Annotated in this window: 23 protein-coding genes; 10 read left to right on the plus strand and 13 right to left on the minus strand. The window is 73.1% G+C overall.

The window, feature by feature from the left end; all coding sequences use genetic code 11:
- Nucleotides 1–84 precede the first annotated feature (84 nt).
- On the plus strand, nucleotides 85–1,515 hold the full coding sequence (locus WME73_RS44555; protein WP_437913520.1) for a sensor histidine kinase: 1,431 nt from the start codon (nucleotides 85–87) through the stop codon (nucleotides 1,513–1,515).
- A gap of 33 nt (nucleotides 1,516–1,548) precedes the next feature.
- On the opposite strand, the gene WME73_RS44560 is transcribed toward WME73_RS44555, so the two are convergent.
- The 3 genes from WME73_RS44560 to WME73_RS44570 all read right to left on the minus strand — a co-directional run bounded on the left by WME73_RS44560 (nucleotide 1,549) and on the right by WME73_RS44570 (nucleotide 3,646).
- Entirely contained in the window at nucleotides 1,549–1,989 is a 441-nt protein-coding gene (locus WME73_RS44560; RefSeq protein WP_437913521.1) for a hypothetical protein, read from the minus strand.
- Between the two features lie 33 nt (nucleotides 1,990–2,022).
- Nucleotides 2,023–2,439, minus strand: a complete 417-nt coding sequence (locus WME73_RS44565; protein WP_437913522.1) for a hypothetical protein — start codon at nucleotides 2,437–2,439, stop codon at nucleotides 2,023–2,025.
- Nucleotides 2,440–2,524: 85 nt separating this feature from the next.
- Nucleotides 2,525–3,646 carry a site-2 protease family protein gene (locus WME73_RS44570; protein WP_437742342.1) on the minus strand — a complete coding sequence of 374 codons (1,122 nt, stop codon included), beginning with the start codon at nucleotides 3,644–3,646 and terminating at the stop codon, nucleotides 2,525–2,527.
- A gap of 260 nt (nucleotides 3,647–3,906) precedes the next feature.
- Here WME73_RS44570 and WME73_RS44575 point away from each other — a divergent pair, with 260 nt between their 5' ends.
- A complete protein-coding gene (locus WME73_RS44575) occupies nucleotides 3,907–5,997 on the plus strand; it encodes a carotenoid oxygenase family protein (protein ID WP_437742343.1) in 2,091 nt (696 codons plus the stop codon).
- Here the strand turns inward: WME73_RS44575 and WME73_RS44580 are convergent.
- On the minus strand, nucleotides 5,979–6,596 hold the full coding sequence (locus tag WME73_RS44580; protein ID WP_437913523.1) for a hypothetical protein: 618 nt from the start codon (nucleotides 6,594–6,596) through the stop codon (nucleotides 5,979–5,981). The genes WME73_RS44575 and WME73_RS44580 overlap by 19 nt on opposite strands.
- A gap of 1,026 nt (nucleotides 6,597–7,622) precedes the next feature.
- Between WME73_RS44580 and WME73_RS44585 the strand changes: the two genes are divergently transcribed.
- Nucleotides 7,623–8,363 (plus strand): hypothetical protein, encoded by a 741-nt coding sequence (locus WME73_RS44585; protein WP_437913524.1) that lies wholly within the window; start codon nucleotides 7,623–7,625, stop codon nucleotides 8,361–8,363.
- A 216-nt stretch (nucleotides 8,364–8,579) separates the two neighbouring features.
- Here WME73_RS44585 and WME73_RS44590 read toward each other — a convergent pair whose 3' ends face one another.
- The 3 genes from WME73_RS44590 to WME73_RS44600 form a co-directional block, all read right to left on the minus strand.
- On the minus strand, nucleotides 8,580–10,409 hold the full coding sequence (locus tag WME73_RS44590; RefSeq protein WP_437913525.1) for a glycoside hydrolase family 15 protein: 1,830 nt from the start codon (nucleotides 10,407–10,409) through the stop codon (nucleotides 8,580–8,582).
- A 65-nt stretch (nucleotides 10,410–10,474) separates the two neighbouring features.
- Complete coding sequence (locus tag WME73_RS44595) at nucleotides 10,475–11,023, minus strand: response regulator transcription factor (RefSeq protein ID WP_437546700.1); 549 nt, start codon at nucleotides 11,021–11,023, stop codon at nucleotides 10,475–10,477.
- Entirely contained in the window at nucleotides 11,020–12,321 is a 1,302-nt protein-coding gene (locus WME73_RS44600; protein ID WP_437913526.1) for a sensor histidine kinase, read from the minus strand. Before WME73_RS44600 ends, WME73_RS44595 begins: the two co-directional genes overlap by 4 nt.
- A gap of 170 nt (nucleotides 12,322–12,491) precedes the next feature.
- On the opposite strand from WME73_RS44600, the gene WME73_RS44605 reads away from it, so the two are divergent.
- Nucleotides 12,492–13,178 carry a hypothetical protein gene (locus WME73_RS44605; protein ID WP_437913527.1) on the plus strand — a complete coding sequence of 229 codons (687 nt, stop codon included), beginning with the start codon at nucleotides 12,492–12,494 and terminating at the stop codon, nucleotides 13,176–13,178.
- On the opposite strand, the gene WME73_RS44610 is transcribed toward WME73_RS44605, so the two are convergent.
- From WME73_RS44610 to WME73_RS44625, 4 genes are all read right to left on the minus strand, one after another.
- Entirely contained in the window at nucleotides 13,163–13,663 is a 501-nt protein-coding gene (locus WME73_RS44610; RefSeq protein WP_437742349.1) for a hypothetical protein, read from the minus strand. The genes WME73_RS44605 and WME73_RS44610 overlap by 16 nt on opposite strands.
- On the minus strand, nucleotides 13,660–14,040 hold the full coding sequence (locus WME73_RS44615) for a phage holin family protein (protein WP_437742350.1): 381 nt from the start codon (nucleotides 14,038–14,040) through the stop codon (nucleotides 13,660–13,662). The genes WME73_RS44610 and WME73_RS44615 overlap by 4 nt, the downstream gene beginning before the upstream one ends.
- Before the next feature lie 235 nt (nucleotides 14,041–14,275).
- Nucleotides 14,276–15,154, minus strand: coding sequence for a peptide chain release factor N(5)-glutamine methyltransferase (gene prmC / locus WME73_RS44620; RefSeq protein WP_437913528.1), 879 nt, complete (start codon nucleotides 15,152–15,154; stop codon nucleotides 14,276–14,278).
- Between the two features lie 2 nt (nucleotides 15,155–15,156).
- Nucleotides 15,157–16,572: a phosphomannomutase/phosphoglucomutase gene (locus WME73_RS44625; protein WP_437913529.1), complete on the minus strand. Its 1,416-nt coding sequence runs from the start codon at nucleotides 16,570–16,572 to the stop codon at nucleotides 15,157–15,159.
- A gap of 320 nt (nucleotides 16,573–16,892) precedes the next feature.
- On the opposite strand from WME73_RS44625, the gene WME73_RS44630 reads away from it, so the two are divergent.
- The 6 genes from WME73_RS44630 to WME73_RS44655 all read left to right on the plus strand — a co-directional run bounded on the left by WME73_RS44630 (nucleotide 16,893) and on the right by WME73_RS44655 (nucleotide 22,047).
- Entirely contained in the window at nucleotides 16,893–18,005 is a 1,113-nt protein-coding gene (locus WME73_RS44630; RefSeq protein ID WP_437913530.1) for a hypothetical protein, read from the plus strand.
- Nucleotides 18,006–18,042: 37 nt separating this feature from the next.
- On the plus strand, nucleotides 18,043–18,588 hold the full coding sequence (rsmD, locus tag WME73_RS44635; protein WP_437854321.1) for a 16S rRNA (guanine(966)-N(2))-methyltransferase RsmD: 546 nt from the start codon (nucleotides 18,043–18,045) through the stop codon (nucleotides 18,586–18,588).
- Between the two features lie 310 nt (nucleotides 18,589–18,898).
- Nucleotides 18,899–19,441: an AgmX/PglI C-terminal domain-containing protein gene (locus tag WME73_RS44640; protein WP_437854323.1), complete on the plus strand. Its 543-nt coding sequence runs from the start codon at nucleotides 18,899–18,901 to the stop codon at nucleotides 19,439–19,441.
- Between the two features lie 10 nt (nucleotides 19,442–19,451).
- Nucleotides 19,452–19,865 carry a hypothetical protein gene (locus tag WME73_RS44645; protein WP_437913531.1) on the plus strand — a complete coding sequence of 138 codons (414 nt, stop codon included), beginning with the start codon at nucleotides 19,452–19,454 and terminating at the stop codon, nucleotides 19,863–19,865.
- A 21-nt stretch (nucleotides 19,866–19,886) separates the two neighbouring features.
- Nucleotides 19,887–20,765 (plus strand): tRNA pseudouridine(38-40) synthase TruA, encoded by an 879-nt coding sequence (gene truA, locus WME73_RS44650; protein ID WP_437742357.1) that lies wholly within the window; start codon nucleotides 19,887–19,889, stop codon nucleotides 20,763–20,765.
- 79 nt (nucleotides 20,766–20,844) lie between these two features.
- Nucleotides 20,845–22,047: an exo-beta-N-acetylmuramidase NamZ family protein gene (locus WME73_RS44655; protein ID WP_437742358.1), complete on the plus strand. Its 1,203-nt coding sequence runs from the start codon at nucleotides 20,845–20,847 to the stop codon at nucleotides 22,045–22,047.
- Nucleotides 22,048–22,063: 16 nt separating this feature from the next.
- Here WME73_RS44655 and WME73_RS44660 read toward each other — a convergent pair whose 3' ends face one another.
- Nucleotides 22,064–22,450, minus strand: a complete 387-nt coding sequence (locus WME73_RS44660) for an SPW repeat domain-containing protein (RefSeq protein WP_437854331.1) — start codon at nucleotides 22,448–22,450, stop codon at nucleotides 22,064–22,066.
- 442 nt (nucleotides 22,451–22,892) lie between these two features.
- Nucleotides 22,893–23,441, minus strand: coding sequence for an HD domain-containing protein (locus WME73_RS44665; RefSeq protein ID WP_437742360.1), 549 nt, complete (start codon nucleotides 23,439–23,441; stop codon nucleotides 22,893–22,895).
- Nucleotides 23,442–23,879: the final 438 nt, after the last annotated feature.

The raw sequence follows: 23,879 nt of genomic DNA on the forward strand, positions 1-23,879 counted from the left end.
GGCAATGAGCGTAGCAGGGCACCGCCACGTCTGGCATCATGGCGCGCGATTCCGCAGAGCGTCGCGGATAGAGGGAAAAACAGGGTGACCAGCGACAGATTGACCCGACCCGAGCTGACGTGGCTGCTGGCGCAGGAGGCGCGGAGCGCCGCCCAGAAGCTCCGCCAGGGCGTGGGGATGATCGCGACCGAGAGCGCGCCGCCGCCGACGCCATCGCCGGACGACGCCTCGGGCGGCGGCGTCGAGAGCACGCTCAACCGGCTCGACGAGGCGGTGAGCATGCTCGCCTCGCTCCACGGCCGCCCCCTGCCGCGCGGGCGGCGCGGCCGCGTCGACCTGACGGCGCTCCTCTGGGAGGTCGCGCCCGAGGCGCGCGTGCAGATCGAGATGGGCGAAGGGACCACCGTGTTCGGCGACGAGACCGAGCTCCGGCGGATGCTCCAGGTGCTCATCGCGCAGGGCGGCGACCCCTCGAGCCTGACCGGGGCGCCCGACGTGAGCATCCACCGCGTCGGCGACGAGGTCAGCGTCCGGGTCAACCTCGGCCCGGAGACGCCCGTGAACTTCGAGACCGAGCGGGTGTGGCTGTCGCGCATGGCGCTGCGCTACGGCGGCCGGCTCGAGCTCGACGGCCAGATGCAGACGCTGACGCTGCCCGCCGAGGTCGATCTCCAGCGCCTCGAGGTCGAGAGCCTCAAGAAGGAGCTCGCCGCCGCGCAGGCCCAGGGCGAGGCTTACGCGCGCGAGCTCGCCGCGGTCTTCTCGCGGGCCGAGGGCGAGCGCGAGCGCGGGTCGCTGTCCGGCGTCATCTCGCGGCTCGGCGGCAGCGAGCCGGTGTCTCACCTGCCGCCGAGCGGCGACAGCCTCGCGGTGCTCGTCGCCGCGGTGCGCGTGCTCGGCACGCAGCTGCGCGGCATCCTGTCGGCGATCGGCCGCGACATCGCGCCGCTCCGGACCCACGGCGGCGACGCGGGCGAGACGGCCTCGTCGGTGGGGCGCCACGTGACGGCGGCGTCAGAAATCGTCAGTGATCTCGCCAGGTTGGGGGCGTGTCCGCTCCACGAATTCCCGCGCCACTGCGACGTCGCCGACGTGCTGCGCGACGTCGTGAAGGACGATCTCGCGCGCGCGGCCCGCCACGACGTGCGCGTGGTGGTCGAGGCGCCGGAGACCGCGCAGGAGGTGGTGCCGCAGGGCGCGCTGACGGTGCTGCTGCACGCGCTGCTCGATCACGCCATCAGCGCGTCGCCGCCGGGCAGCGAGGTGCTCGTCTCCCTCTCCGAGGGCCCGAGCGGGGTCGAGATCACCTTCGACGACGCCGGGCCGCCGCTCCCGGCCGCGGCGCGGGGCGTCGTGCTGAGCCGCGACTTCGAGGCGGTCGCGCAGGGCCGCCCGCCGGCGCTGCCGCTCATCGCGGCGCACGCGATCGCCGCCCATACCAACTACGGTATCGCCATCGAGGACGGGCCGCGCGGGGAGACGCGGGTGCGGCTCACGATCCCGCACTCGGGCTGACGCCTCGCCGTCCACATCCAATGGAGCGACCTGCTAGCGCAGGAACGAGCTCGGCGGGAAATCGACGTCGAGGTTGAGCGTGGCGCCGCGCACGATATTGATGTCCTCCACCTGCAGCGTCGTGGTGACGGGGCGGTCGTTGCCACGCTCCACGAGCGTCGCCGTGGCCGTGTATTCATCGGGCGGGAGATCCACAGTGATGCTGAAGTCGTCGCAGCGCGCGTAGTCTCTCGCCACCTCGCGGCTGCCCCGGTAAACGATCAGCTCGAAATCCGCTCCTCCGCGGCTGTGCTGGGAGCACGCCCGCGAATCCATCCGGTTGGCCACGGTCCACTCCAGCGTCAGGCTCCCGACGGCCTGCACGGGCCGCGGCCGGCGCTGGGAGATGGGCTCCACGTCGACGATGCACCCCAGGGCCAGGAAGCTCGATAACGCGAGGCCGCAGAGGGGAAAGACGCTCTTCTCCTGATTCATCCTCGTACCCGTCCTTTCGCTGCTGCCCCGCTGTCAACGCGGTGTGTAGTAACGGCGCCCCCGCTCGCGCGGATAGCTCAGCTCGCGCTCCGGCACGTACCGCGGCGACGTCCGGTACGTCTGCCTGTAGTGCTCGAGCTCCGTGGGCTCCTCCTCGAAGATGACCCAGCCCCGGTTCGTCGGGTAATACCAGCGGCCGTCGACCAGGTACGCATACGTCCCGCGGAAATAGACGCGCGGATACGCGGCGATCTCCACCGGGACGACCTCGGCGCGCACCGCCGGAACGCCGGACACGACGAACCCCCCCTCGGTCCCGACCGTGCCCATACACCCCATGAGCAGCGAGGCGCCGACCGCGAGCGCAGCCGCGGCGAGCGAGGCCCTCGTCACACCGAGAGATCTGGACCGCCCTCGCACGGGCGGAGTCACGTTGTTGCTCTGCTTCACGTCATTGCTCCTCGGAGCGCAACTCAGCAACGCGAGTGCCAGCGCGGCGCGACTCGAGATCTCCGGATCTCCGCCGGCGCGGCGCTCACCGGGCCGCGCGGAGCGCGCCGGCGAGCGCGAGCGCGCGCTGGATCTCCGCGGACGTCACCAGGCCGATCACGCGCTCGCCCTCGTCGAGCACCGCGATCACGCTCGCCTCGCCGCTCGCCAGCGCGTCGAACGAGCGGGACGCGTCGTCGTCCGCGTGCGCCCTCGGCACATCCACGGGCATCACCGCGCCGACCGTCGCCGGCGCGGCGCCGCCCTGCAGCTGGCGCGCGAGATCCCAGACCGTGACGACGCCGATCTCGCGGCGCCCCGCGCCGTCCCGGGGATCGTCGATGACCCGCGCGCCGACCAGGTTGTGGCGCAAGAGCCGCTCGGCCACCGCGCGAGGGCTCTCGTCCGCATACGCCTCGCCGAGCCGATCGGTCATGAACCGCGCGACCGGGATGCCGCGGAGGAGCTCGTTCGTGCTGGAGCGCGTCTGCTCGGCCGACGCCCCCATGTAGACGAACACCGCGATGAGCACCAGGATCAGGTTCCACGAGAGCAAGCCGAAGAGCCCGAAGGCCACCGCCATCACCTTGCCTGTCGCCGTGGCGATGCGCGTCGCGCGGGTCCGCCCGAGACGGCGCAGGAGCAGCCCGCGCAGCACCCGGCCGCCATCCATCGGGAAGGCCGGCAGCAGGTTGAACGCGCCGAGGAGAGCGTTCGTGATCGCGAAGGCCACGAGCGCGGCGCCGATCTCCGCCGGCGCCGGGAGCAGCCGATACGCGACGTAGCTGGCGAGCGCGATAACGAAGCTCACGAGCGGCCCGGCGAACGCCATCCACGCCTCGTGCTCGGGATCGTCGCGCTCCATCTGCGAGACGCCGCCCAGCATCATCAGCGTGATCGCGCGCACCCGGATCCCGTTCTTGAGCGCGACGAACGAGTGGGCCAGCTCGTGCACGAGCACCGCCACGAACAGCCCGACAGCCAGGATCGCCCCCCAGGCGAGCGGCGGCAGGCGCATCTCCTCGCGCGGAATCCCGAGCGACGACGCGATCACCGAGAACTGCGACGACGCCGCCCACGCCACGTACGGCAGGAAAATCAGCAACGTGATGTGCAGCCGTACCGGGATTCCACGGATCCGCAGGACTGTCAGCCCCTGGTCGAACATGTGCCTCCTGATCCACAGGTACAGATGGGGCCGACAAGCACCTTCGCAAGCCGCCGAGACAGCGCCAATGCGCGGAAGACCAGGGCAGCCGCGCGGCGCCGCCGCGCAATGCAGAGGAGGCGCGCGGCGCTGCGAGGGCGCCAGCGCGCGTCCGTCCCAGGCGGGAATCACGGGGAGGGGAGCGTGTTCGGAGGCGCGCGGCGCAGCGCGGCGCCCACGCGGCGCGCGGATTGGCGTAGCGTGGTGTGACCGAGGTCATCATGCGCCAGCGCGTCCCCGATGCATTGATGGCTGCGAGCACGGAAGAGCTGACGAAGGTCGAGCTCGCGGTCCTGGAGTCATCCCACGCGGGCGGCGTGCCGCGGGACCTCACGGGCCACGTGTTCGCGATCGGGCCCGTCGGCTCGGTGGACGGCGACCTGCCCAGAGCGGACGGCGCGCCGATCCTCAATGGCAATGGGATGATCTACCGCCTCGACTTCGGCCGCGGCGGGGCGGTCCGGCTGACCTCGAGGATCGCGCGTACGCCCTGTTATCACGCGGACGCCGCCTCGCGCCCCGGCACGCGCTTCGAGGCGCTGGGCTTCCGTGACGCAGGGCTGCTCCGCTTCTCGCCGCACCTCGGCCTGCGGAACCACCTCAACACCGCGTTCGTGCCCATGCACGCGCCGCGCGCGCCGGCGCGCCTGCTCGTCACGAGCGACACGGGCAGGCCCTACGAGATCGACCCGGCCACGCTGGAGCTCGTCACGCCGGTCGGGCGCAACAGCACGTGGTACCCGGCCGCGCCCGTCGATCACCCCTTTCCGATGACGCTCTCGAGCGCGCACCCGTGCTTCGACGCGGAGCGGGGCGAGCTCCTCACCGTCAACTACGGCCGCTCGCTCCTCCACCTGTTCGTCGCGTCGCTGCCGCGGCTCGACGAGCTCGGCGCGCTCCCGCGCTCCTGGGATCGGCTCGCCGCGGCGGCCGCGTCGATGATCGAGCAGCAGCTCGTCCGCCCGAGGGCGGACCGGATCGAGGCGTTCGCCAAGCGGGCGCTCGAGCTCCTGCCCGCGCGCCTCCGCCCGAGCGCGCCGCCTGGGCCGGGCGACCTCCTCGCGCGGCAGGCGGCGCGCTTCGGCGGCGTGGCGCTCGACGAGCCGGCGGGCGACTTCGTGCATCTCCTGCGATGGGACGGCCACAACGAGCCCGAGCGGCACGCGCTGGTCCTGCCGAGCGGCGCGCCGGTGCGCATCGAGCAGAGCGTGCACCAGATCGGCCTGACGCGGCGCTGGGTCGTGCTCGCGGACACGGCGTTCAGGATCGGCCTGGAGAGCGTGGCGTTCCGGGGCTCCAGGGAGAGCCCCGGGGTCGAGCGCCTCGTCCGGTCGCTCCTCACGATGCCCCACGAGCCGAGCACGACGTTCTACCTGGTCCGGAGGGACGCGCTGCGGCCGGGCGGCGGGCCGGTCGTGGTGAAGCGGGTCGTCGTCCCGCTGGAGACTCTCCATTTCCTCGTCGACTACGAGGACGCGGGGGACCGCATCACCGTGCACGCGGCGCACAACTGCGCGACCGATCATGGGGAGTGGCTCCGGCCCTGCGATCGGCACGCCGCCGACAAGACGCCGGCGCCGCCGCGCCTGCGCGGCCTGTTCCCGCTCGGGCAGGCGGACGTGAACCGGATCGGCCGGTATACCCTCGACGCGGCGGCCGAGCGCGTCGTGGACCAGGCGGTGTTCGCCGATGCCGCGCGGGCGCTCGGCGTCGGCCTCTATGCGTACCGGGAGACGGGCGCGTCGTGGATGCCGCCCGATCGCCTCGAGAACGTCTACTGGCGCGGCGGCGGGATATGGGATGAGCTGTCGACCGAGTTCATCGACCGGCTCTATGCGGCGCACCCGCACAGGTCGCTCCCCCTCCCGGCGCTCCGCCGGATGCGCGCGGAGGGCGGCCACCCCGACAGCCTGTTCCGGTTCAACCACCGCGCGATGCGGATCGAGGATCGCTACGAGTTCCCGCGGCGCGCCGTGGGGTCCTGGCTCAGCTCGCTGCAGTTCGTCCCGCGGCGCGGCGGCAGCGGGGCCGACACGGACGGCTACGTCGTGGCGATCGTCGCGACGCCGTGCCGCGCGGAGGTCTGGATCTTCGACGCGACGAACCTGGCGCGAGGGCCGCTCTGCAAGCTGGGACACCCGACGTTCCGGCCGGGGCTGACCCTCCACACGGCGTGGCTCAACTCGGTCGCGCCGTGGAGGGGTGGATACAGGGTGCCGGTGCGGGAGGATTACGAGGAGTTCGTGGCAGAGGCCCCCGGGGACCAGGTGAAGGCGCTCTTCGAGGAGGAGGTCTATCCGCGGTTCGCGTGAGCCGCGGAGAGGAAAGGCTGGGAGCCGCGGGGCGAGGGCGGCTCGGCGCAGCGCGGGGGGACCTCGGCCCCGAGGCCGTCGACCCGCTCGAGCAGCACGCCCGTGGCGCCGTCTCCCAGGATCTCCGTGATCTGGTGGTTGCCCCACGGCTGCCCCTCGCGCAGGCGCCGCGACCGCACGTCGCTCGCCACGATGAGCACGCGCCGACACCCCCTGTCGAGGTGCCGATTCGCCAGCTCGACGGCCGCGGCAAAACCGCCCTGAGCGGGCGTGAGATCGATCGCCAGCGCGGGCACGAGGCCGGCCATGCACGCGGCGAAGGCCGCCCCGCCGGCGTCCCCGCCGTCGTCGCCCGTCATGATGAGGACATCGACGAAGGGATCGCGGAGCCGCCCCACCTCGATGAGCTCCCGCAGCACCGCCGCGGCCATGGAAAGCGTGGTCTCCGTCGCGCCGGCGAAGCGCCGCTCCGCGACCCCCGTCGCCTCGTGCAGCCAGTCCGCAGCGTGAGGGAGACCGTAGCTGGTGATGAGCTCCTGGTTCGTGACGACGCGCTCCGGCAGATAGGCGGCGACGGCCGCGATGCGACGCTGGACCATGTTTCTGCTCTATTACGGCGCCGCGACCGGTGCGCGCCGATGCTGCAAACCTTGGCCAGGGCAGCTCGATCCGGCGCTCCACCACCGCCGTTCGGCCAACGCCGAGCACGCTGGAGAGCCAGCGTCCCGGACGACATGAGACAACCCGCCACCGAGTCGTCGAGAGCCGTGGGGCAAACTACACAATCAGATGCTCCCTCCCCGTCACCGACATCCTCCACTGGACCATTTACAGAACGTCCTGCGCAAGTGGGAATAACAGCCGATTCGACTCCGTCCGCCGCCGGAGCAGGAAAGCGGCGCAGCGGGAGTGGCTTGTTGCGACGCGGGCGGTCTCGTCGCCCGCTCGCCGCGTCGCGTCGCGCTCCAGCAGCCGATTCCGACCGGAAGCGACAATTCCGCTCTCACGGGCAGAGGGATGCACAAACGTGTCGGAACGCGAGGCGCTGAGCAGGCGGGGCGCAGGCCGCATGTCTCGCCTGGACGGCGCCATCGAATTCGCCCGATCACGTCCGTTTGTGTCCGATGACATCCGCCTGCGTCCGATCACGTCCGATCACGTCCGTTTGGGTTCGATCACGTCCGTTTGCGTCCCGTGATGTCGACGCGTCGTGAGCCCGCTTTTTTCTGGATCCGGAGGGAGGCTCTACCTATTTGAGGACACCTCCGCTCGCCACGGCCACCGCGCGGGAGCGCGCGATCCGCGCCGCGGGGCGCCGCGCTCGCGTCTTCCTTCCTCCCGCGCGGCCCCGCGGCGCGGGGCGGGGCGCCTTCTATCCTATCCATCGTCATCGCGACGGTGCTCCAGCGCGCGCCGCGCTCGCCCGGATCCACCGCGATTGAATCGCGGAGAAATCCCGGGGGAGCGCAGATGCGAGGAGCGCCTGATTCGCGGGCGCCATCCTGCGAATCCATGCTGTGCGAAGCGGCAGCCTCTGCACAGAAGAGCGAGGCACACAGCCTGCTCTGGGGTGCACCAAGGTGTTCGGGGGCCGCAAGGCTCATCAGGGACACCGGGGAGGACCAATGATCTCGATGCACAAGACGATGGGTTTCGCGATGATGCTGGCGCTCGGTGCCGGGTGCGCGGTCGGCGCGGACGACGACTTCGATATGGATGACGAGAGCGTCGACTCCGCGAACAGCGCGCTGGAGGCGGACGAGCGCGGCGGGTACGCGTCCCAGTCGCAGGCTCAGGCTCAGGTCGGCCAGATGGGGCCCAGCAAGCTCGGTCTGCCCCCCAGCAAGGGTCTGCCCTCGAAGGGCGTTCCGATGCTGCCCAGCAAGGGCGAGCTGCCCAGCAAGGGCGGGCTCCTTCCCAGCAAGGGTGAGTTTCCGACCAAGGGCCTCCCGAGCAAGGGCGGCTACCCGACCAAGGGCGGATACGCGCAGCAAGGCCAGGCGCAGCTCGGCCAGGCGCAGCTCGGCCAGGCGTCCGACCTCTCGCAGGCTCAGATCGGCCAGGCGGGCCCGGCGCAGATCGGCCAGGCGGGACCGGCGCAGATCGGCCAGGCGGGACCGGCGCAGATCGGCCAGGCCGGCCTGGGGCAGACGGGCGTCGTCGGGCAGGAGACCGGGCAGCGTGAGGGCGAGCGCTTCTTCGGCTGCGGCGGCGGCTTCGGCGGCTGGGGCGGCTTCGGCTGGGGCGGCTTCGGCCTCGGCGGCTTCGGCGGCGGCTGCGGTCTGACGGCGATCACGACGTCGATCACCAGCTTCGTGCCGGCCTTCAACCCCTGCTTCAGCCCCTGCGGCATCGGCGGCTGGTGATCTGACCCCACCCTGCTGGCCGGCGCCAGGGACTCCACGTCGCAGGATCCCTCGGCGCCGCGCCAGTCCCCTCCTTTGACGAGGCTCGCGGGCGCCGGCCGCCCGGGGTTGGATATCCCGGGCTGCCGGTAGCCGCTCTCTCCCTCCCACCGCTCGCGCAGGAGCCGCGCCCCGCCGGTCGCCGGCGGGAAACGCGCGAGGACCCAGATCCGACCTTCAGCCGCCCTGACCGAGCGCGCGATCCAGGTAGAACGCCGCGCTGACCAGGCCGAGGTGGGTGAACGCCTGGGGGAAGTTGCCGAGCAGCTCTCCGCTCGGCCCGATCTGCTCGGAGTAGAGCCCGAGGTGGTTGGCGTACGTCAGCATCTTCTCGAAGATGAAGCGCGCGTCGTCGAGGCGGCCAGCGCGCGCGAGGGCCTCGACGAGCCAGAAGGTGCAGATGCTGAACGTGCCCTCCTTGCCGGTCAGGCCGTCGCCTGCGCCCTTGCCGAGCTCGTAGCGGTGGACGAGCGTGTCGCTCGCGAGCTCCTCGAGCGTGCGGTCGAGCGTGCCGAGGATCCGCGGATCGGTGGGGGAGATGAAGCGCATGAGCGACATGAGCAGGTTGCTCGCGTCGATCGCGGCCCCGCCGAAGGCCTGCACGAACGTCCTCCGCTGCGCGTCCCAGCCGCGCGCCATGATCGCCTCGTAGATGTCGTCGCGCGCGCGCGCGACGCGCTGCCGGTCGAGCGGCAGAGAGCGCTTGCGGCTGAGCCGCAGCGTCCGGTCGAGCGCGACCCAGCACTGGAGCTTCGAGTAGACGAACTGCTGCTTGCCGCCGCGCACCTCCCAGATGCTCTCGTCCGCCTGCTCCCAGCTCTGACATACCCAGGTTGCCATGCGCCGGAGCTCGCGCCAGAAATCATAAGAGATGGGAGATCCGTATTTGTCGAAGAGATATACCGAGTCGATGAGCTCGCCGTAGATGTCGAGCTGGAGCTGCGTCGTCGCCCCGTTGCCGACGCGGACCGGCCGCGACCCGCGGTAGCCGTCGAGGTGGGTGAGCGCGACCTCGGGCAGCTCGTGGCGTCCGTCGATGCCGTACATGAGCTGCAGCGGCCCGGTGGGGCCGTCCTCCTCGGAGACGCGGGCGCTCAGCCATTCCATGAAGCGCGCGGCCTCCTCGGTGTAACCGAGCCGGAGGAAGCCGTAGAGCGTGAACGCGGCGTCGCGCACCCAGACGTAGCGATAATCCCAGTTGCGGACCCCGCCGATCTCCTCGGGCAGGCTGGTCGTCGCCGCGGCGACGATCGCGCCGGTCGGCTCGAACGTGAGCAGCTTGAGGACGAGCGCCGAGCGGTCGACCATCTCGCGCCAGCGCCCCTTGTAGCGCGAGCGGGCGAGCCACGACCGCCAGAAGGCGACCGTGCGCCGGAGGGCGTCGTCGCCGTCGATCGGCCTGGCGAGCAGATCGGCGCTCTCCGTCCAGTCCTCGACCTGGCGCAGCGAGAACGTGGCCGACTCGCCGGGCTGGAGCACGAAGTCGGCGGTGACGCCGCCGGCGCCGTCGCTCGACAGGGGGACCGGGCTGATGAGCGCCAGGTCGAGGCCATCGGAGTCGAAGACGGCGCCGCGCGGGTCGTCGAGGATCAGGCGGTGGGGGCGGCGGGCGAAGTCGATCGCGGGGCGGCAGGCGAGCCGGAAGCGCACCGCGCCGCGGACGGCCCGCGCGACGCGGACGATCTGGTGCATCCCGCGGCGGTAGGCGCCGTACGTGTCCCGGTGGATCGGCATGAAATCGCAGACCTCGCCGACGCCGTCCACGTCGAGGAAGCGCGTGAGCAGGACGTTGGTGTCCGGCATGTACATCTGCTTGTTGCGCGACGCGCCGTTCGCCGCGGAGAGCGCGAAGCGGCCGCCGCGCTCGTCGTCCAGGATGGCCGCGAACACGCTCGGCGAGTCGAAATGGGGGAGGCAGCACCAGTCGATGGATCCATCCATCCCGACCAGCGCGACGGAGTGCATGTCGCCGATGACGCCGTAGGACTCGATGGGTTTGTAGGGCATCGCCTCTCCATAGGGCCCGCTCGACCGAGCGGAACCGCCTCTCGTGGATCCTCCCCGCCACGCCCTCACGATCTCGGCGGCAGGCGCGAGAGCTTCCGCTGGAGCGAGCGGCGGTGCATCCTGAGCTTGCGCGCCGCCTCCGAGATGTTCCCCTCGCAGTCCGCGAGCACGCGCTGGAGGTACTCCCACTCCACCCGATCGAGCGACGGCAGGTCCTCGTCGTCATCGCCGCGCGCGGCCGGGGCGACGCCGAGCAGCGACCGCGCGCACTGGGCGGCGTCCACCGGCTTGGTCAGGTAATCGACCGCCCCGGCCCGGATCGCCGCCACCGCGTTCGCGATGGTGCCGTATCCGGTGAACACCACGATACGGATGCCGTCATCCATGCTCCGCAGCGTCCCCACGAGGTCGATCCCGCTCTGCCCTGGCATCCGGACGTCCACGAGCGCGTACTCGAACACGTGCCCTCGCGCCATCGCCGCGGCCTCCTCGGCGCTGGCGGCGAGGGACACCGCGAACCCGCTCTTGCCGAGGGCCTGCCCGAGCGCGGTCCGGAAGGTCGCGTCGTCGTCGACGATGAGCAGCGTCGGCTCGCCGGCGGCCTCGGAGCTCATGACTCCACCGGCGCGAGGCGCAGGGCGACGCGCGTGCCGCGCGCGCCGCGCTCGTCAGGCCCCTGCCTCGGCGACACGGTGAGGCAGCCGCCGACCTGCTCGATGAGCGTCCGCACGAGGTAGAGCCCGAGGCCCATGCCCTCGCCTGGCGCCTTGGTGGTCACGAACGGCTCGCCGAGCCGCCCTTCCAGGCCCGGCGCGACGCCCGCGCCGCTGTCCTCGACGCTGATCACCGGCGCGCCGCCCTCGTCCCCGACGGTGACCACGATCGGCTCCGCGGCCGCGGGGCTCGGCCCGAGCGCCTCGAGCGCGTTGTCGAGCAGCGCGAACAGGGCCGCCTCGACGTCGGCCGCGTCGAGCGGCACCGTGCGGCGCGGCGCGAGATCGCCGCGCACCTCGACCGCGACGCCGGGGTGCGCCGCCTGCCAGGCCTGCACGCCGCGCCGGGCCGCCTCGCCGACCTCGACGCCGGCGCGCAGGTCGTTCGCCCGGACGTCCGCCCGCATGCGCGCGATCACCACGCGGCAGCGCTCGACTTGCTCCGCGATCGTCCGGGCGCGGCGCTGCGCGGCGTCGCTCGATCCGGGGTCGCGGAGGCTCTCCCCGGCGAGCACCGCGATCGTGCCGAGCGGGGTGCCGAGCTCGTGGGCGGTGCCGGCCGCGAGCGTGCCGAGCGCCTGGAAGCGGGACGCCTCCTCCGCGCGCCGGCGCAGCGCAGCGTTCTCGACCGCGCTCTCGTCGAGCGCGCGGCGGATCTTCAGGAGGACGTGGGCGACGAGCGCCGCGCTCAGCACGAAGGCGAGGAGCATCCCGTAGAGGTGGGTGGAAAACGCGCCGTGCTCCGGGTGGCTCGGGCAACACGCGCCGGCGGGGAGCGCGAAGAGCGCCGCGAAGAGGCAGGCCGCGAGCGCCGCGAGCGCGAAGGTCGTCCGCGGCGGCAGGAGCGCCGCGGCGAGGGCGACGTGCACGAAGAAGAGGGCGCTGAACGGGTTGCCCGCGCCGCCCGACGCGGCGAGGACCCCGGCGATCGCGACGAGATCGAGCGCCACGACGCCGGCGACGAGGGCCGTCTGCGCGCCCCGCTCGGAGCGCACCCGCCGGTCGAGGGCGAGGTTGAGCCCGGCGGCCAGCGCCAGGATGGGCACGGCGATGGCGTACCGGACGTGATAGCCGAACAGCGCCTCGTCGACGGCCAGGGTCGCCGCGAGCAGCGCGAACACCGCCCAGCGCAGCCCGACGAGCCACCGGAGGACGATCCCGCCCGCCGGCGCCCGCTCCAGGGAAGCTTCGTGCGTCACGGCGGGATCATAGCGCGAACACCGAGGGGGCCGCGCTCACCGCGGCGAGGACACGGCACGAACACGGGCGATCCTCCCGTGCGACGGCGCGCCCACCGGCCCGCGCCGGTCCGCGCCGAGCGGCGGATTGCGATGCCGAGCCCCGCGTCATCGTATAGGAAAGGGAGCCCATGGCGACGTGTCCCCACCTCCGACGCGCGCGCGCGGCCGCCCTGCCGGCGCTCCTTGGCCTCAGCCTGGTCCCCGCGGCCGCCGCGGCGCAGCCGGCGGCGTCCGGAGAGACGCCCGCCGAAGGCCCGCTGTTCGCGCCCAGATCAGCCGTGCGGCGCAGCGGGCTCGCCGCGGGCATCGCCGGAGGCCTGGCGCTCGGGAGCGCCGCCGGCTTCCAGAACGACGTCCAGAAGATCGGATTCCAGCGTCATTACACCGAGACCGGCGTCGGGATCGGCGCCGGAGGTTATGTCTGGATCGGCGGCGCGCTCGCGGACTGGCTCACGTTCGGCGCGGCCTTCGGCGGACACGGCCTGAGCGCGGCGGACCACGCCTCCCTCGCCGGCGGGTTCATGCTCCACACCGAGGTCTTCCCGCTCTTCTCGCTCGCGGATCGGTGGAGGGACGTCGGCGTCATCTTCGACGCCGGCACGGGCGTCGCGTACACGACCTCCGACGCCGACGGCGCCGAGGTCATCGACGGCGCCCTGCCGGCCCGCATCGGAGGCGGCGTGTTCTACGAGGGGATCCGGCTCTGGAAGGTGGCGATGGGCCCGTGGCTCTACGCCGACTACACCTGGAGCACGTCCGTCCGCCAGCCAGGGTTCTACCTGGGGTGGCGCACCGCCCTCTACACCGGGCCCTGACCGGACGGCGGCCTGGTCCTCGACGCCGCGGCGCTGAGCTCGAGCGGGCTCCGCCGCGCCTGCGCGTCCCCCTCCGGGAGCGCCAGCGTGAGCCGGACGCCGCGCCGGATGAGCTGCATCGCCACGTACGACGCCATGCCCACCAGGATCCTCCGGCCGATCTCCCGGGACACGCTCGGCTTGCCGCGCGGCGCCACCCACTCCGGGTGCCGCCAGAAGCGCACGAGCGCGCGGAGGCGCTCGCCGCCCAGCCGCTCGTTGCGCGCGCGCGCCTCCTTGATCAGCGCGATCGCCGCCGCGCCGCCCGCGATCGCGAGCAGGAGCCCGCCGGCGAGCACCTCGGGGCCGTGCCGGCGCACCCGCGACCGCACGTCGACGAGCGCGTGGCGCCGCCGATCGAGCGCCTCGATCGTGTGCATCAGCCGATCGCGCAGCTCGTCCGCCCTGCGCTCGAAGTCCGCGCGTTGACCGTTCAGCCCCTTCATACGAGCTCCCGGACCAGCCGGACGTCCGCCCCGAGGCGGCCCCGGGTCCTCTCGAGCGGCCTCCTCGGCGCGCGCTTGTAGCCGACCACGCCCACCACGATCGCCAGCGCGATGAACGCGAGCCCGATCAGCAGCGCCGGCAGCGGCTCCGGCGCGATCGCCAGCGCGATCGCGACGAGCACCAGCGCGACCCCGAGGAGCGCCGCGGCCGCCGCGGCGCCGAGAGCGACGCACGACGCCTTCGCCCGCGCGATCTCCTCGTTCATCTCGTCGCGCGCCAGCGCGACCTCGACCTGCATCAGCTCCCTGGCCTCGGCGATCGCCTCCTTCACGAGATCTGCCGTCGAGCTCTCCGGCCTGGGATCCACCTGCCTCATGGGACACCTCTTCGCCTCGCGGCGTGCACGCGCTCGGGGGCGGCGCAGGCAGCCAGCGGCGCGCGGGTCACCACCGAGCCCCCGCCACCGACTGCGCCACGCCACCCTCGCCGTGCGTCGCTGTGCATACAGCGCGCCAGCCCCATCCTCGCGGAGGCACGGGCGCTGCGCGGCCCTCGCGGAGGCGCGCGCTGCGCGGCCGCGGCGGCCGCCCGTCCCCCCGGGCGGCGGGCGATCAGGGCAGGACGCCGGAGACCACGCGCTCGTGCCCGCCGTAGTCGAGGTGCCTCGAGACGCCGCCGAACCCCGCCGCGGCGAAGAGCTCTGCCACCGCGCCCGCCTTGCCGGCCTCGACCTCCATGGCCAGCACCCCGCCGGCGGCGAGCAAGGCCGGCGCGCCCGCGACGATCCGGCGCGTGAAGACGAGGCCGTCCGGGCCTCCCGCGAGCGCGAGGTGAGGCTCGTAGCCGCGGATGTCGATCTGCAGCGCGGCGACGTCCTCGTCCGGAATGTACGGTGGGTTCGCGGTGATCAGGTCGTAGCGAAGGCCGGACGGCACGCCGGCGAAGAGATCCGAGCGCAGGAACCCCGCGTTGACCGCGCCGAGGCGGAGCGCGTTCTCGCGGGCGACGGCGAGCGCGCCGTCCGAGATGTCGACGCCGAGGACGCGGCTGGTCGGCCGCTCGCACGCGAGGCTGATAGCGACGCAGCCGGACCCGGTGCACAGGTCGAGCACGCGCGCGGAGAGGGCGAGGTGCCTCGTCCGGGCGAGGCCGACCTCGACCAGGATCTCGGTGTCGGGGCGGGGGATGAGCACGCGCGGATCGACGCGGAACGGGCGGCCGTAGAACTCCCGCACACCGAGGAGATAGGCGACCGGCTCGCCGGCGCGGCGGCGCTGGTGCAGCTCGCGGTAGGCGGCGAGCTCGGCCCGGTCGAGCGGCCGCTCGGCGTCGATGAGCAGCCCGACGCGATCGATGCCCAGCACCTTGCCGAGCAGGAGCTCGGCGTCGAGGCGCGCCGAGGACGCGCCGCGCTTCTTCAGGTCGCCCGTGGCCCAGGTGATCACGCGCCGGATCGTCCAGGCCTCGCTCTGCTGCTCGCCTTCGGACATGGTCACGGGAGCGGGGCGGCGGCGACGGCGTCGCGGACGACGGCCTCGACCTCGGCGCGGGCCGCGTCGCGGTCCGCGACGGACCGCCCCTCGAACCGCAGCACCAGGATCGGGCCGGTGTTGGAGGCGCGGCAGAGGCCCCAGGCCCCGCCGCCGAAGTCGATGCGCGCGCCGTCGATGTCCACGACCGGACGGGCGCGGCGGAAGTGCTCGGTCACGCGGCGGACGACCTCGAACTTCACGGCGTCGGGGCAGTCGACGCGGATCTCGGGGGTGGCGAAGGTCTCCGGCACGTCGGCGAGCAGCTCGCCGAGGGGCCGCCGCGCCCGGGCGACGATCTCGAGCAGGCGGACCGTCGCGTAGATCGCGTCGTCGAACCCGAACCACCGATCGGCGAAGAACATGTGCCCGCTCATCTCGCCGGCGAGCAGGGCGCCCTCCTCTTTCATCTTGGTCTTGATGAGCGAGTGGCCCGTCTTCCAGAGGATGGGGCGCCCGCCGCGCGCGGCGATGTCGGCGTAGAGCGTCTCGGAGCACTTCACCTCCCCGAGCACGGCCGAGCCGGGGCGCTCCGCGAGGAGCGCGCGCGCGAACAGGAGCAGCAGCTTGTCCCCCCAGAGCACCTCGCCGCGCTCGTCGACCACGCCGATCCGATCGCCGTCGCCGTCCCACGCGACGCCGAGCGCGGCGCCGGTCGCGAGCACGCGGGCGCGGAGCGCCTCGAGGTTCTCGGGCACGGTCGGGTCCGGGTGGTGGTTCGGGAAGAGGCCGTCGATGTCGCAGAAGAGCGCGTCCGGCGCGAAGCCGAGCGCCTCGAGCGTCCGGACGCCGAGCGGGCCGGCCGCGCCGTTGCCGGCGTCGATCACGAAGCGGACGTCGGTGCCGGGCAGGCGGGCCGCGGCGCGCACCGCCGCGATGTAGTCCTCCGTGAGCTCGACCTCGGTGAGCGCGCCCCGCGCCGCCGCGGCGCTCCGGCCGTCGGCGCCCCCCTGCTCGATGAGGTCGGCGAGCGCCTGGATGTCCTCGCCGAAGAACGAGGCCTTGCCGCGCATGAGCTTGAACCCGTTGTCCGGCGCCGGGTTGTGGCTCGCCGTGATCATGATCGCGCCGTCGGCGTGGAGGTGGTGCGCCGCGAAGTAGAGCAGCGGCGTCGGCCCGACCCCCGCCGAGATCACGTCGGCGCCGCCCGCGAGCAGGCCCTCCGTGAGGGCGGAGAACAGCCGGTCGCTGGAGAGGCGGCCGTCCCGGCAGACCGCCACCTCCGGCCGAGCCCGGCGAGGAGGCGCCCCCGCGGCGAGCTCGCGGCCGAGGAGCAGGGCGAACGCGGCGCCGAGCTCGCGCGCGAGCTCGCTCGTGAGGTCGCGCTCGGCGGCGCCGCGGATGTCGTACTCGCGGAAGATGTGTCGGGGGACCTTCATGGACCAGGCAGAGGAGCGCGCGGCGCCCGCGCTGCAAGGCGGGCCGGCGCCTACGACGCTCTGACACGGCGCAATCGTGGGCGAAACGAAAAACGCCGCCCGCGCAGCGTGGGCTCGCCGGCTCGTCGTCGCGATCGCCGCCGCCTCGCCGCGCCGTCACCGCGATCACGCCCCCTCGCCTCGCCGACATCGCGATCGCGCCGCCGCGCCGCCGCCTCGCCGGCTCACGGATTGCCTTCCTGGCCGCCGGGCGGGTAACTTGGGCGCGTGGAGCCCAGGACCACATGATGACGCGCGCACAGAGGACCGGTCTCGCTGCCGTGGTGGCCCTCCTCGCCTGCAGCAACGCCGCCCGTGCGGCGGAGCCGTCGCCCACCGCCCTACCGATCACCGTCGTCGTCCTCCGGACAGACGACGCCTACGACCAGGCCGGCGCGCTGACCCAGGCGCTCCGCTCCGCCATCAAGGAGGCCCCGGGGTGGTCGGTCCGCGAGGAGGATTTCTCGCTCGAGGTCCTGACGCTCTCCCTCCAGTGCGACGATCGTCCCGACGCGGGCTGCCAGGCCCGCATCGCCGACCAGATCAAGAGCGACCGCTACATCTGGGGCATGCTCCGCAGGAGCGACACCGAGGTCGAGGGCGAGCTGCACCTCTGGACCCGCGGCAAGCCGGAATCGAGCGTGCCGGTGAAGTACAGCGCGAACCTCACCGAGGCCAACGACGAGCCGCTCCGCAAGATCGCCACGCAGGCGATCGCGACGCTGACCGGCGGGCCGCCGAGCGGGGCTCTCCGCGTGAGGACGGGCGCCGCGCAGGCGAGCGTCTTCATCGACGGAAAGCCCGCCGGCAACGTGCACAACGGCGAGGCGACCTTCACGGTCACCGCCGGGCCGCACGACGTGCGCGTCAAGTCGGCCGGCTTCCTCGACTCCCAGGCGTCGGTCGTGGTCCTGCCCGTCGCCACGACGGACGTCGCGCTCAGCCAGATGCCAGCCGAGTCGACGCGGACCAACTGGAAGCGCATGGGCGGGTTCATCGGCCTCGGCGCGGGGGCGGTGTTCGGCTCCGTCGCCGTCATCAGCTCCGTCCAGGTCGCGAGCATCCAGAGCGACGCGCGGTACGTGGCCTATCGAGGGCTGTTCACGGAGAAGGTCGAGGACGTCTGCGCGCTCGAGAACCGCAGGGCCATCCAGGACGACTTCACCGCCGACGCGAAGACGGCCCGCAAGGGCATCGAGCTCTGCGAGAGGGCCGACACGTTCATGGCGCTCCAGTACGTCTTCTACCCGCTGGCGGTGGCGTCCGCGGGTGTGGGCGCGTACCTGCTCGTGACGAGCGACGGTCAGACCGCGGAGCGCGCCGGCTGGAGCGTGCAGCCCAGCGTCGGCCTCGGCGGCGGCGGCGTCGACGTCGACGTGACGTACCGCTGGTGAGCTCTGCCTCGCTGCCCGCGATGACGGGGGGACGACCGTGCGGGTGATCGCCGGCCGGCTCGGCGGGCGGAGGCTCGCCGCGCCGCGCGGCGAGGGCACGCGGCCGACGGCGGACCGCGTGCGCGAGGCGCTCTTCTCCTCGCTCGGCGACGTCACCGGCGCGCTCGTCTGCGACCTGTACGCCGGCACCGGCGCGCTCGGCATCGAGGCGCTCTCGCGCGGCGCGCGGCGCGCGGTCTTCGTCGAGAGCGGCCGCCCCGCGCTCGCCGTGCTCCGCGAGAACCTCGCCGCGCTCGGCCTCGACGAGGCGGCGCGGGTCGTCCCGCTCCCCGTCGAGCGCGCGCTCGATCTGCTCCGCGACGAGGGCCCCTTCGACCTCGCCCTGCTCGATCCGCCCTACGCCGTCCTGGCCAAGGCCGCCGCGGCGGCCGCGCGCCTCGCCGGCCCGCTCGGCTTGCTCGCCCCGGAAGGGCGCCTCGTCCTCGAGCACGCGCGCCGCGATCCCTCCCCGGAGATCGCTGGGCTCACCTGCACCGCGAGCCGCGCCTACGGTGACACCGCGGTGTCGCTCTACACGCGCTGAGCCACCTGCGCGCGCCAGCCACGCGCGCTGAGCCGCCTGCGCGCCAGCCACGCGCGAGCAGCCCTCCGCGCGGCGCTGTCGTGTTCATCCGGGGCGCATCCAGTTTCCTGGCGCGCTTCCCTGCCCGCCCTTGTAGACTCGCCCCCGCCGGACGCGCCCGCGTCTCGGCTCCGGCGCACGACGGTCCCGCCGAAGCGGCCGGACCTCGCGCGTCTCTCCGGGAGGACTTCTCAACGTGTCCGCATCGATGCCTCCGTCATCCCAGCAGATCCCGGGAAAATCCGGCGGCCCTGGGCCTTACATCGCAGGAATGGTCGTCCTTGCTGCGCTCATGGCGGGCCTGCTCTACTGGAAGCTGCGCCCGGAGCCGGCCGCGCCGCCTGCCGCGCCGACCGCCGCTGTCCCCGCCGAGACGAAGCCCGCGGAGCCTCCGCCGCTGTTCGCGCCCCCGCCGCCGCCGCCCGTCGAGGAGGTCGAGGACGCCGGCGTGGACGCCGGCAAGGTCGCGTCGGGGCAGGGCCCGGCCACCACCGGCAAGTCGCCTTGCTCCGGCAAGTGCGGCGACGGCGCGACCTCGCCCGCGCTCGACTCCGCCGTCCTGGGGCTCGCTCGCTCGGCGCAGGGTTGTTATAACCGCGCGCTGCGCACCTCGGAGGTCTCCGGCAAGCTGACGGTGAGCGTGCAGGTCGCCTCCAACGGCGCGGTGTGCAGCGCCTCGATCCTCAACGACACGGTGGGCTCGGGCGAGATTGCGTCTTGCGTCCTGGGACGTTTCCGCGGCAAATCACTGCCTCCGCCGCAGAGCGGATGCGTCGTGGTGAACGTTCCGATCAACTTCACCATCAAGCAATAGGAAGCAGCCGATGCGAACGCTCCCCCCCCGGATGGCCAGCTTGCTCCTCCTCGCGCTCGCGCCGCTCGTCCTGCAGAGCGCCGCGTGCCACGTCGATGAAGGAACCACGGCGCTCTGCGACAACAACCTCAACGCCGACCAGGGAATCGAGAACGATCCGGACGGTTGCTATCAGCTCCCGGCCTGCGTGGTGAATGGCCAGCTGGCGGCCCCTGAGGAGTGCTGCAAGAACGCGGAGGGCCTCGTCAACCCGGAGTGCGTCAAGGGGTATGCGTCGCGGACCTCCTCGGCCAGCACGGGCGGCGACGGCGGCTCGGACGGCGACGGGGGAGGCGGCGGCTCGGGTGGTGCCGGCGGTGCGGGTGGTGCCGGCGGCGCGGGCGGCTCGGGCGGCGCGGGCGGCGCCGGGGGGAGCGGCGGCTAGGCCGCGCGCGTCGATCGCGCCGTGGCGAGGAGCGCCGCTTCGAGCCGGGGGATCCTGCTCTCGGTCGCCTACGATGGGCGTCCGTTCGCGGGCTTCGCCCGCCAGCGCGACCAGCGCACGGTCTCGGGAGAGCTGCTCGGCGCGCTGCGCGTCATCGACCCCGGCATCCGCGAGATCCGCGGCGCGAGCCGCACCGACGCGGGCGTCCACGCGCGCGACCAGCGGGTCGCCTTCGACACGACGGCGCCGCTGCCGCCGCGCGGCTGGGTCCTCGCGACCGCGCGCCACCTCCCGGAAGAGATCGTGATCCGGCGCGCGGCCGTGGTGCGCCTCGGGTTCTCGCCGCGCTTCGAGAGCCTCCGCAAGCGCTACCGCTACCTGGTCCTCCGGGATCTGGTCCGCGACCCGTTCCTCAGCCGTCGCGCCTGGCGGGTCGAGGGCATCACGGACGAGGCGATCGAGCGGGCGCGCGCCGAGGCGCTCGCCGCGAAGGGCACCCACAACTTCGCCGCGTTCCGGACGAGCGCGGACGAGCGGACGACCACGGTGCGGACGCTGTACGGCGTCGAGCTGTCGCTCGATCCCGCGGACCCGCGCGTCGTGCGGATCGACGTCGAGGGCAACGCGTTCCTGCACAACATGGTGCGCATCCTGGTCGGCACCTTGATGGACGTGGCGCGCGGCCACCTCGCGCCCGGCGCGATCGCGCGCGCGCTCTCGTCGCTGGACCGGCGCGACGCAGGGATCACGGCGCCGCCGGACGGGCTCTATCTCGAGCGCATCCACCTGCGCGACGACGGGCAGGAGGCGTGGCCGGCGGGGCCTTCCGACGGAGGCTCGGCGGACGACGCCGCGCCGATGGACCTCGACGCGCTGGCGGAGAGCGCCCCCGAGGAGTGACGCCGCCCGTCGCCGCGCGTCACACAGAATCCACCGCGGACGCATGGACGGCACGCGCTCGCCTTGGTAGCACAGCGACGTGCACGTCGGACTGGACCGCCTCCCGGATCTTCCGCAGCTCCAGCGCCTCCGTTCGACTCGCCTGGGGGTCCTTGCGCACCCGGCGAGCGTCGATCGCGAGCTGATCCACATCGCCTTCGTCCTCGAGCGCCTCCGCCTGCGCCCGCGCCTCTTCTTCGGCCCGGAGCACGGCTATGGCGGCGAGGCGCAGGACATGGCGACGGTGATGAGCAGCGTCGACGCGCGCTCCGGCGCGGGCATCGTCAGCCTGTACGGCGAAAGCTTCGAGGATCTCTCGCCTTCCGCGGCGGATCTCGCGCAGATCGACGTGCTCCTCATCGATCTCGCCGACGTCGGCGCGCGGTACTACACGTTCGTCTGGACGGCGCTCCTCGCGCTGCGGGCGGCCCACGCGGCGGGCGTGCACGTCGTGCTGCTCGACCGGCCGAACCCCCTCGGGGGCGCGGCGGAGAGCGTCGAGGGCGCGACGCAGGCGCCGGGGTTCCTGTCGTTCGTGGGCCTGGAGCCGGTGCCCATCCGCCACTCGCTCACGGTGGGCGAGCTGGTCGCGCTCTTCGCGCGGCGCGAGGGCATCCCGCTCGGCGACGTCGCCTGCGGGCTGCAGGTCGTGGCGGTCGAGGGTCATCGCCGGGAGGCGCTCGCGTCCGGGTGGGATCGCCCGTTCGTCTTGCCGTCGCCCAACATGCCGACGACGGACACCGCGCTCGTCTACCCGGGCGGCTGCCTGCTGGAGGGGACGAACCTGTCGGAGGGCCGCGGCACGACGCGCCCGTTCGAGATCGTCGGCGCCCCCTGGCTCGACGGCCGCGATCTCGCCGCGCGCCTCGCGTCCACGGCGCTGCCGGGCTTCGTCGCGCGGCCGCTCACCTTCCGGCCCACCTTCCAGAAGCACGCGGGCAAGATCTGCGGCGGCGTCCAGATCCACGTCACCGATCCGCGCGCCTTCCGCCCGGTCGCGACGTACGTCGCGCTCATCGCGTTCGCCTGCAGGCAGCAGCCCGAGCAGTTCCGCTTCCGCACCGAGCGGTACGAGTACGTCGACACGATCCCGGCCTTCGATCTGCTCACCGGCTCCGCTGCCGCGCGCCTCGCCATCGCGGCCGGCGAGGATCCGCTGGCGATCGCCATGGAGGTGTCGCGCGCGGATCCGGCCTGGCCCGAGGTGATGCGGGAGGCGCAGGCGGCCGTCTCCGCCTGCTGAGCGCCGCCCGCGCGGCTCAGCGATCGTAGCGGTCGTACGGCTCCTGCCGGGAGGCGGCGCCGGTCGAGTACCTCGTGGTGAGGGCGACGAGCACGAGCGCGAGCCCGGTGACCACGAAGAAGGTCCGCGCCGGGAGCTCGGCGGAGAACCCGAACAGCCAGGGCGACGCGAGCAGCGCGGCGGCGAGGGAGGTCTCCAGCGCGCCGTGCACCGAAAACGGGATCATCCTGGCGGCGCCGAGCGGCTGATCGGACAGCAGCGTCACGACGAGGTGCGCCACGGCGGCGACGTAGCAGACCGCCGTGGGCACCGGATCGAGGCGGAGCGCGAGCGGCGCGAGCGCGAGCAGGACGACGACCGCGTAATCGACGTATCCATGATGGCGGGGAGATAGAAGCTTCATCGGTGCCTCCTTGGAGGAGCTCCCCTCACCCGGTGCATCGCATGTGCCGGTGAGCGGCTGTCGGCGCGCGCGCCCCGGCCGCTCCGGAACGCAGCGCCGGCCAGGATCAGGGTGGTTGTCGCTCGCCCGGGACGGGCAGGAGGGGTGCTCGTCGTGCTCACATGAAGGGAGCGGAGGGCGCGAGTGAACCCGATCCGGCACGGAGCGGGGCAGGGTGGCTCACGGGAGCTCTGGACCCTTCACGCTTGCTCTCACCGAGCGCGCAGCCCCGAGAGGGTTTCTCCGGAGTCCAGCGCGCGTCGCCGTCACCTCGCGCACGTTCGAGACACACCGTGTCTCCGAGGCCTCGATTTTCAGGATCTCCTGGCCGCGGGCGGAGCTCCGCTCGCCGCCGAGCCCCGAGGCCCCGGAGCGCGTCGCCGAGCCCCCGCGGATCCGGCGCTCAGCCCGTCGACAGGAGCTCGTCGAGCACGGCCCCGTACTCGTCGAGCAGCGGGTGCGGCGGCAGGCCGCGGCACATCGCGCGCAGCTCTTCGAACCTCGCGATCTGCATGTCCCTGCCGCGCTTGAACATCGACCACGGATCGCCGTGCTCGCGCGCGCAGACGATGATCGACTGGAAGTTGTCTATCTTGTCAGCCAGCGTGATCGCCTGCGCTTCCCAGGGCTTCTTCGGGAACGCCTCGAGATAGAGCCGCTTGCGGTCTTCCCAGGGCAGCGCCCTGTCGTGCTCGGTCACGTGGCGGACGAGCGTGGCGACGCGATCGCCGAAGCGCTGGCTCAGCTCGTCGAACGTGACGCCCTGGTCCTCCATGGCGTCGTGCAGCGCGCCGGCCGCGACGACCTCGTCGTCGAAGCCGTGGCGCGCGAGCAGGACCGCCACGCCGGCGAGGTGGCTGATGTAGGGGACGTCGGCGTTCGGATACTTGCGCTTCTGGGCTCGATGCCAGACCGCCGCCTGGTCGAGCGCACGCTTGAGGAGGGTGCCCATCGCGATGTGCCGCGAACCATAGCCGCTCGGCGTCCAGAGCGCAGGCGCCCGAGCGCCCCCTGTGCCGTCCAGCAGGTCCTCCGTCCGGATCGGACCCCGCGCCGTTCGAGGCTCGCCCTCGAAGGCCGCGGCGGTTCGAGCGCCCGGCGTGCCACGAGCTCGGTGAGCGGCGTGCGCCGAGCGCGCTCGCTGCGCAGCGGGCAGGCGCCACGAAGGGCGCGCCGGGCGAGGTGTGCGGCGCGCCGCCGCATCGCCGGCGATCCCGCGCTGCCGGCCCGGGCGCCCGCCTCGCGCCAGCGCGACGGGGCGCCGGAGCGGTCGCGCCGTCGCGCTGGCCATTCGCGAGGGTGGCTGGAGCGACCGACCCTGGAGTCGGACCGCATCGCGCCGGGGCCGCCGCGACGACATGGGCTCTCCCGGCCCTCTCTGCGGCTCGAC

Source organism: Sorangium sp. So ce302 (assembly GCF_051530145.1).
Lineage (GTDB): Bacteria > Myxococcota_A > Polyangia > Polyangiales > Polyangiaceae > Sorangium > Sorangium cellulosum_B.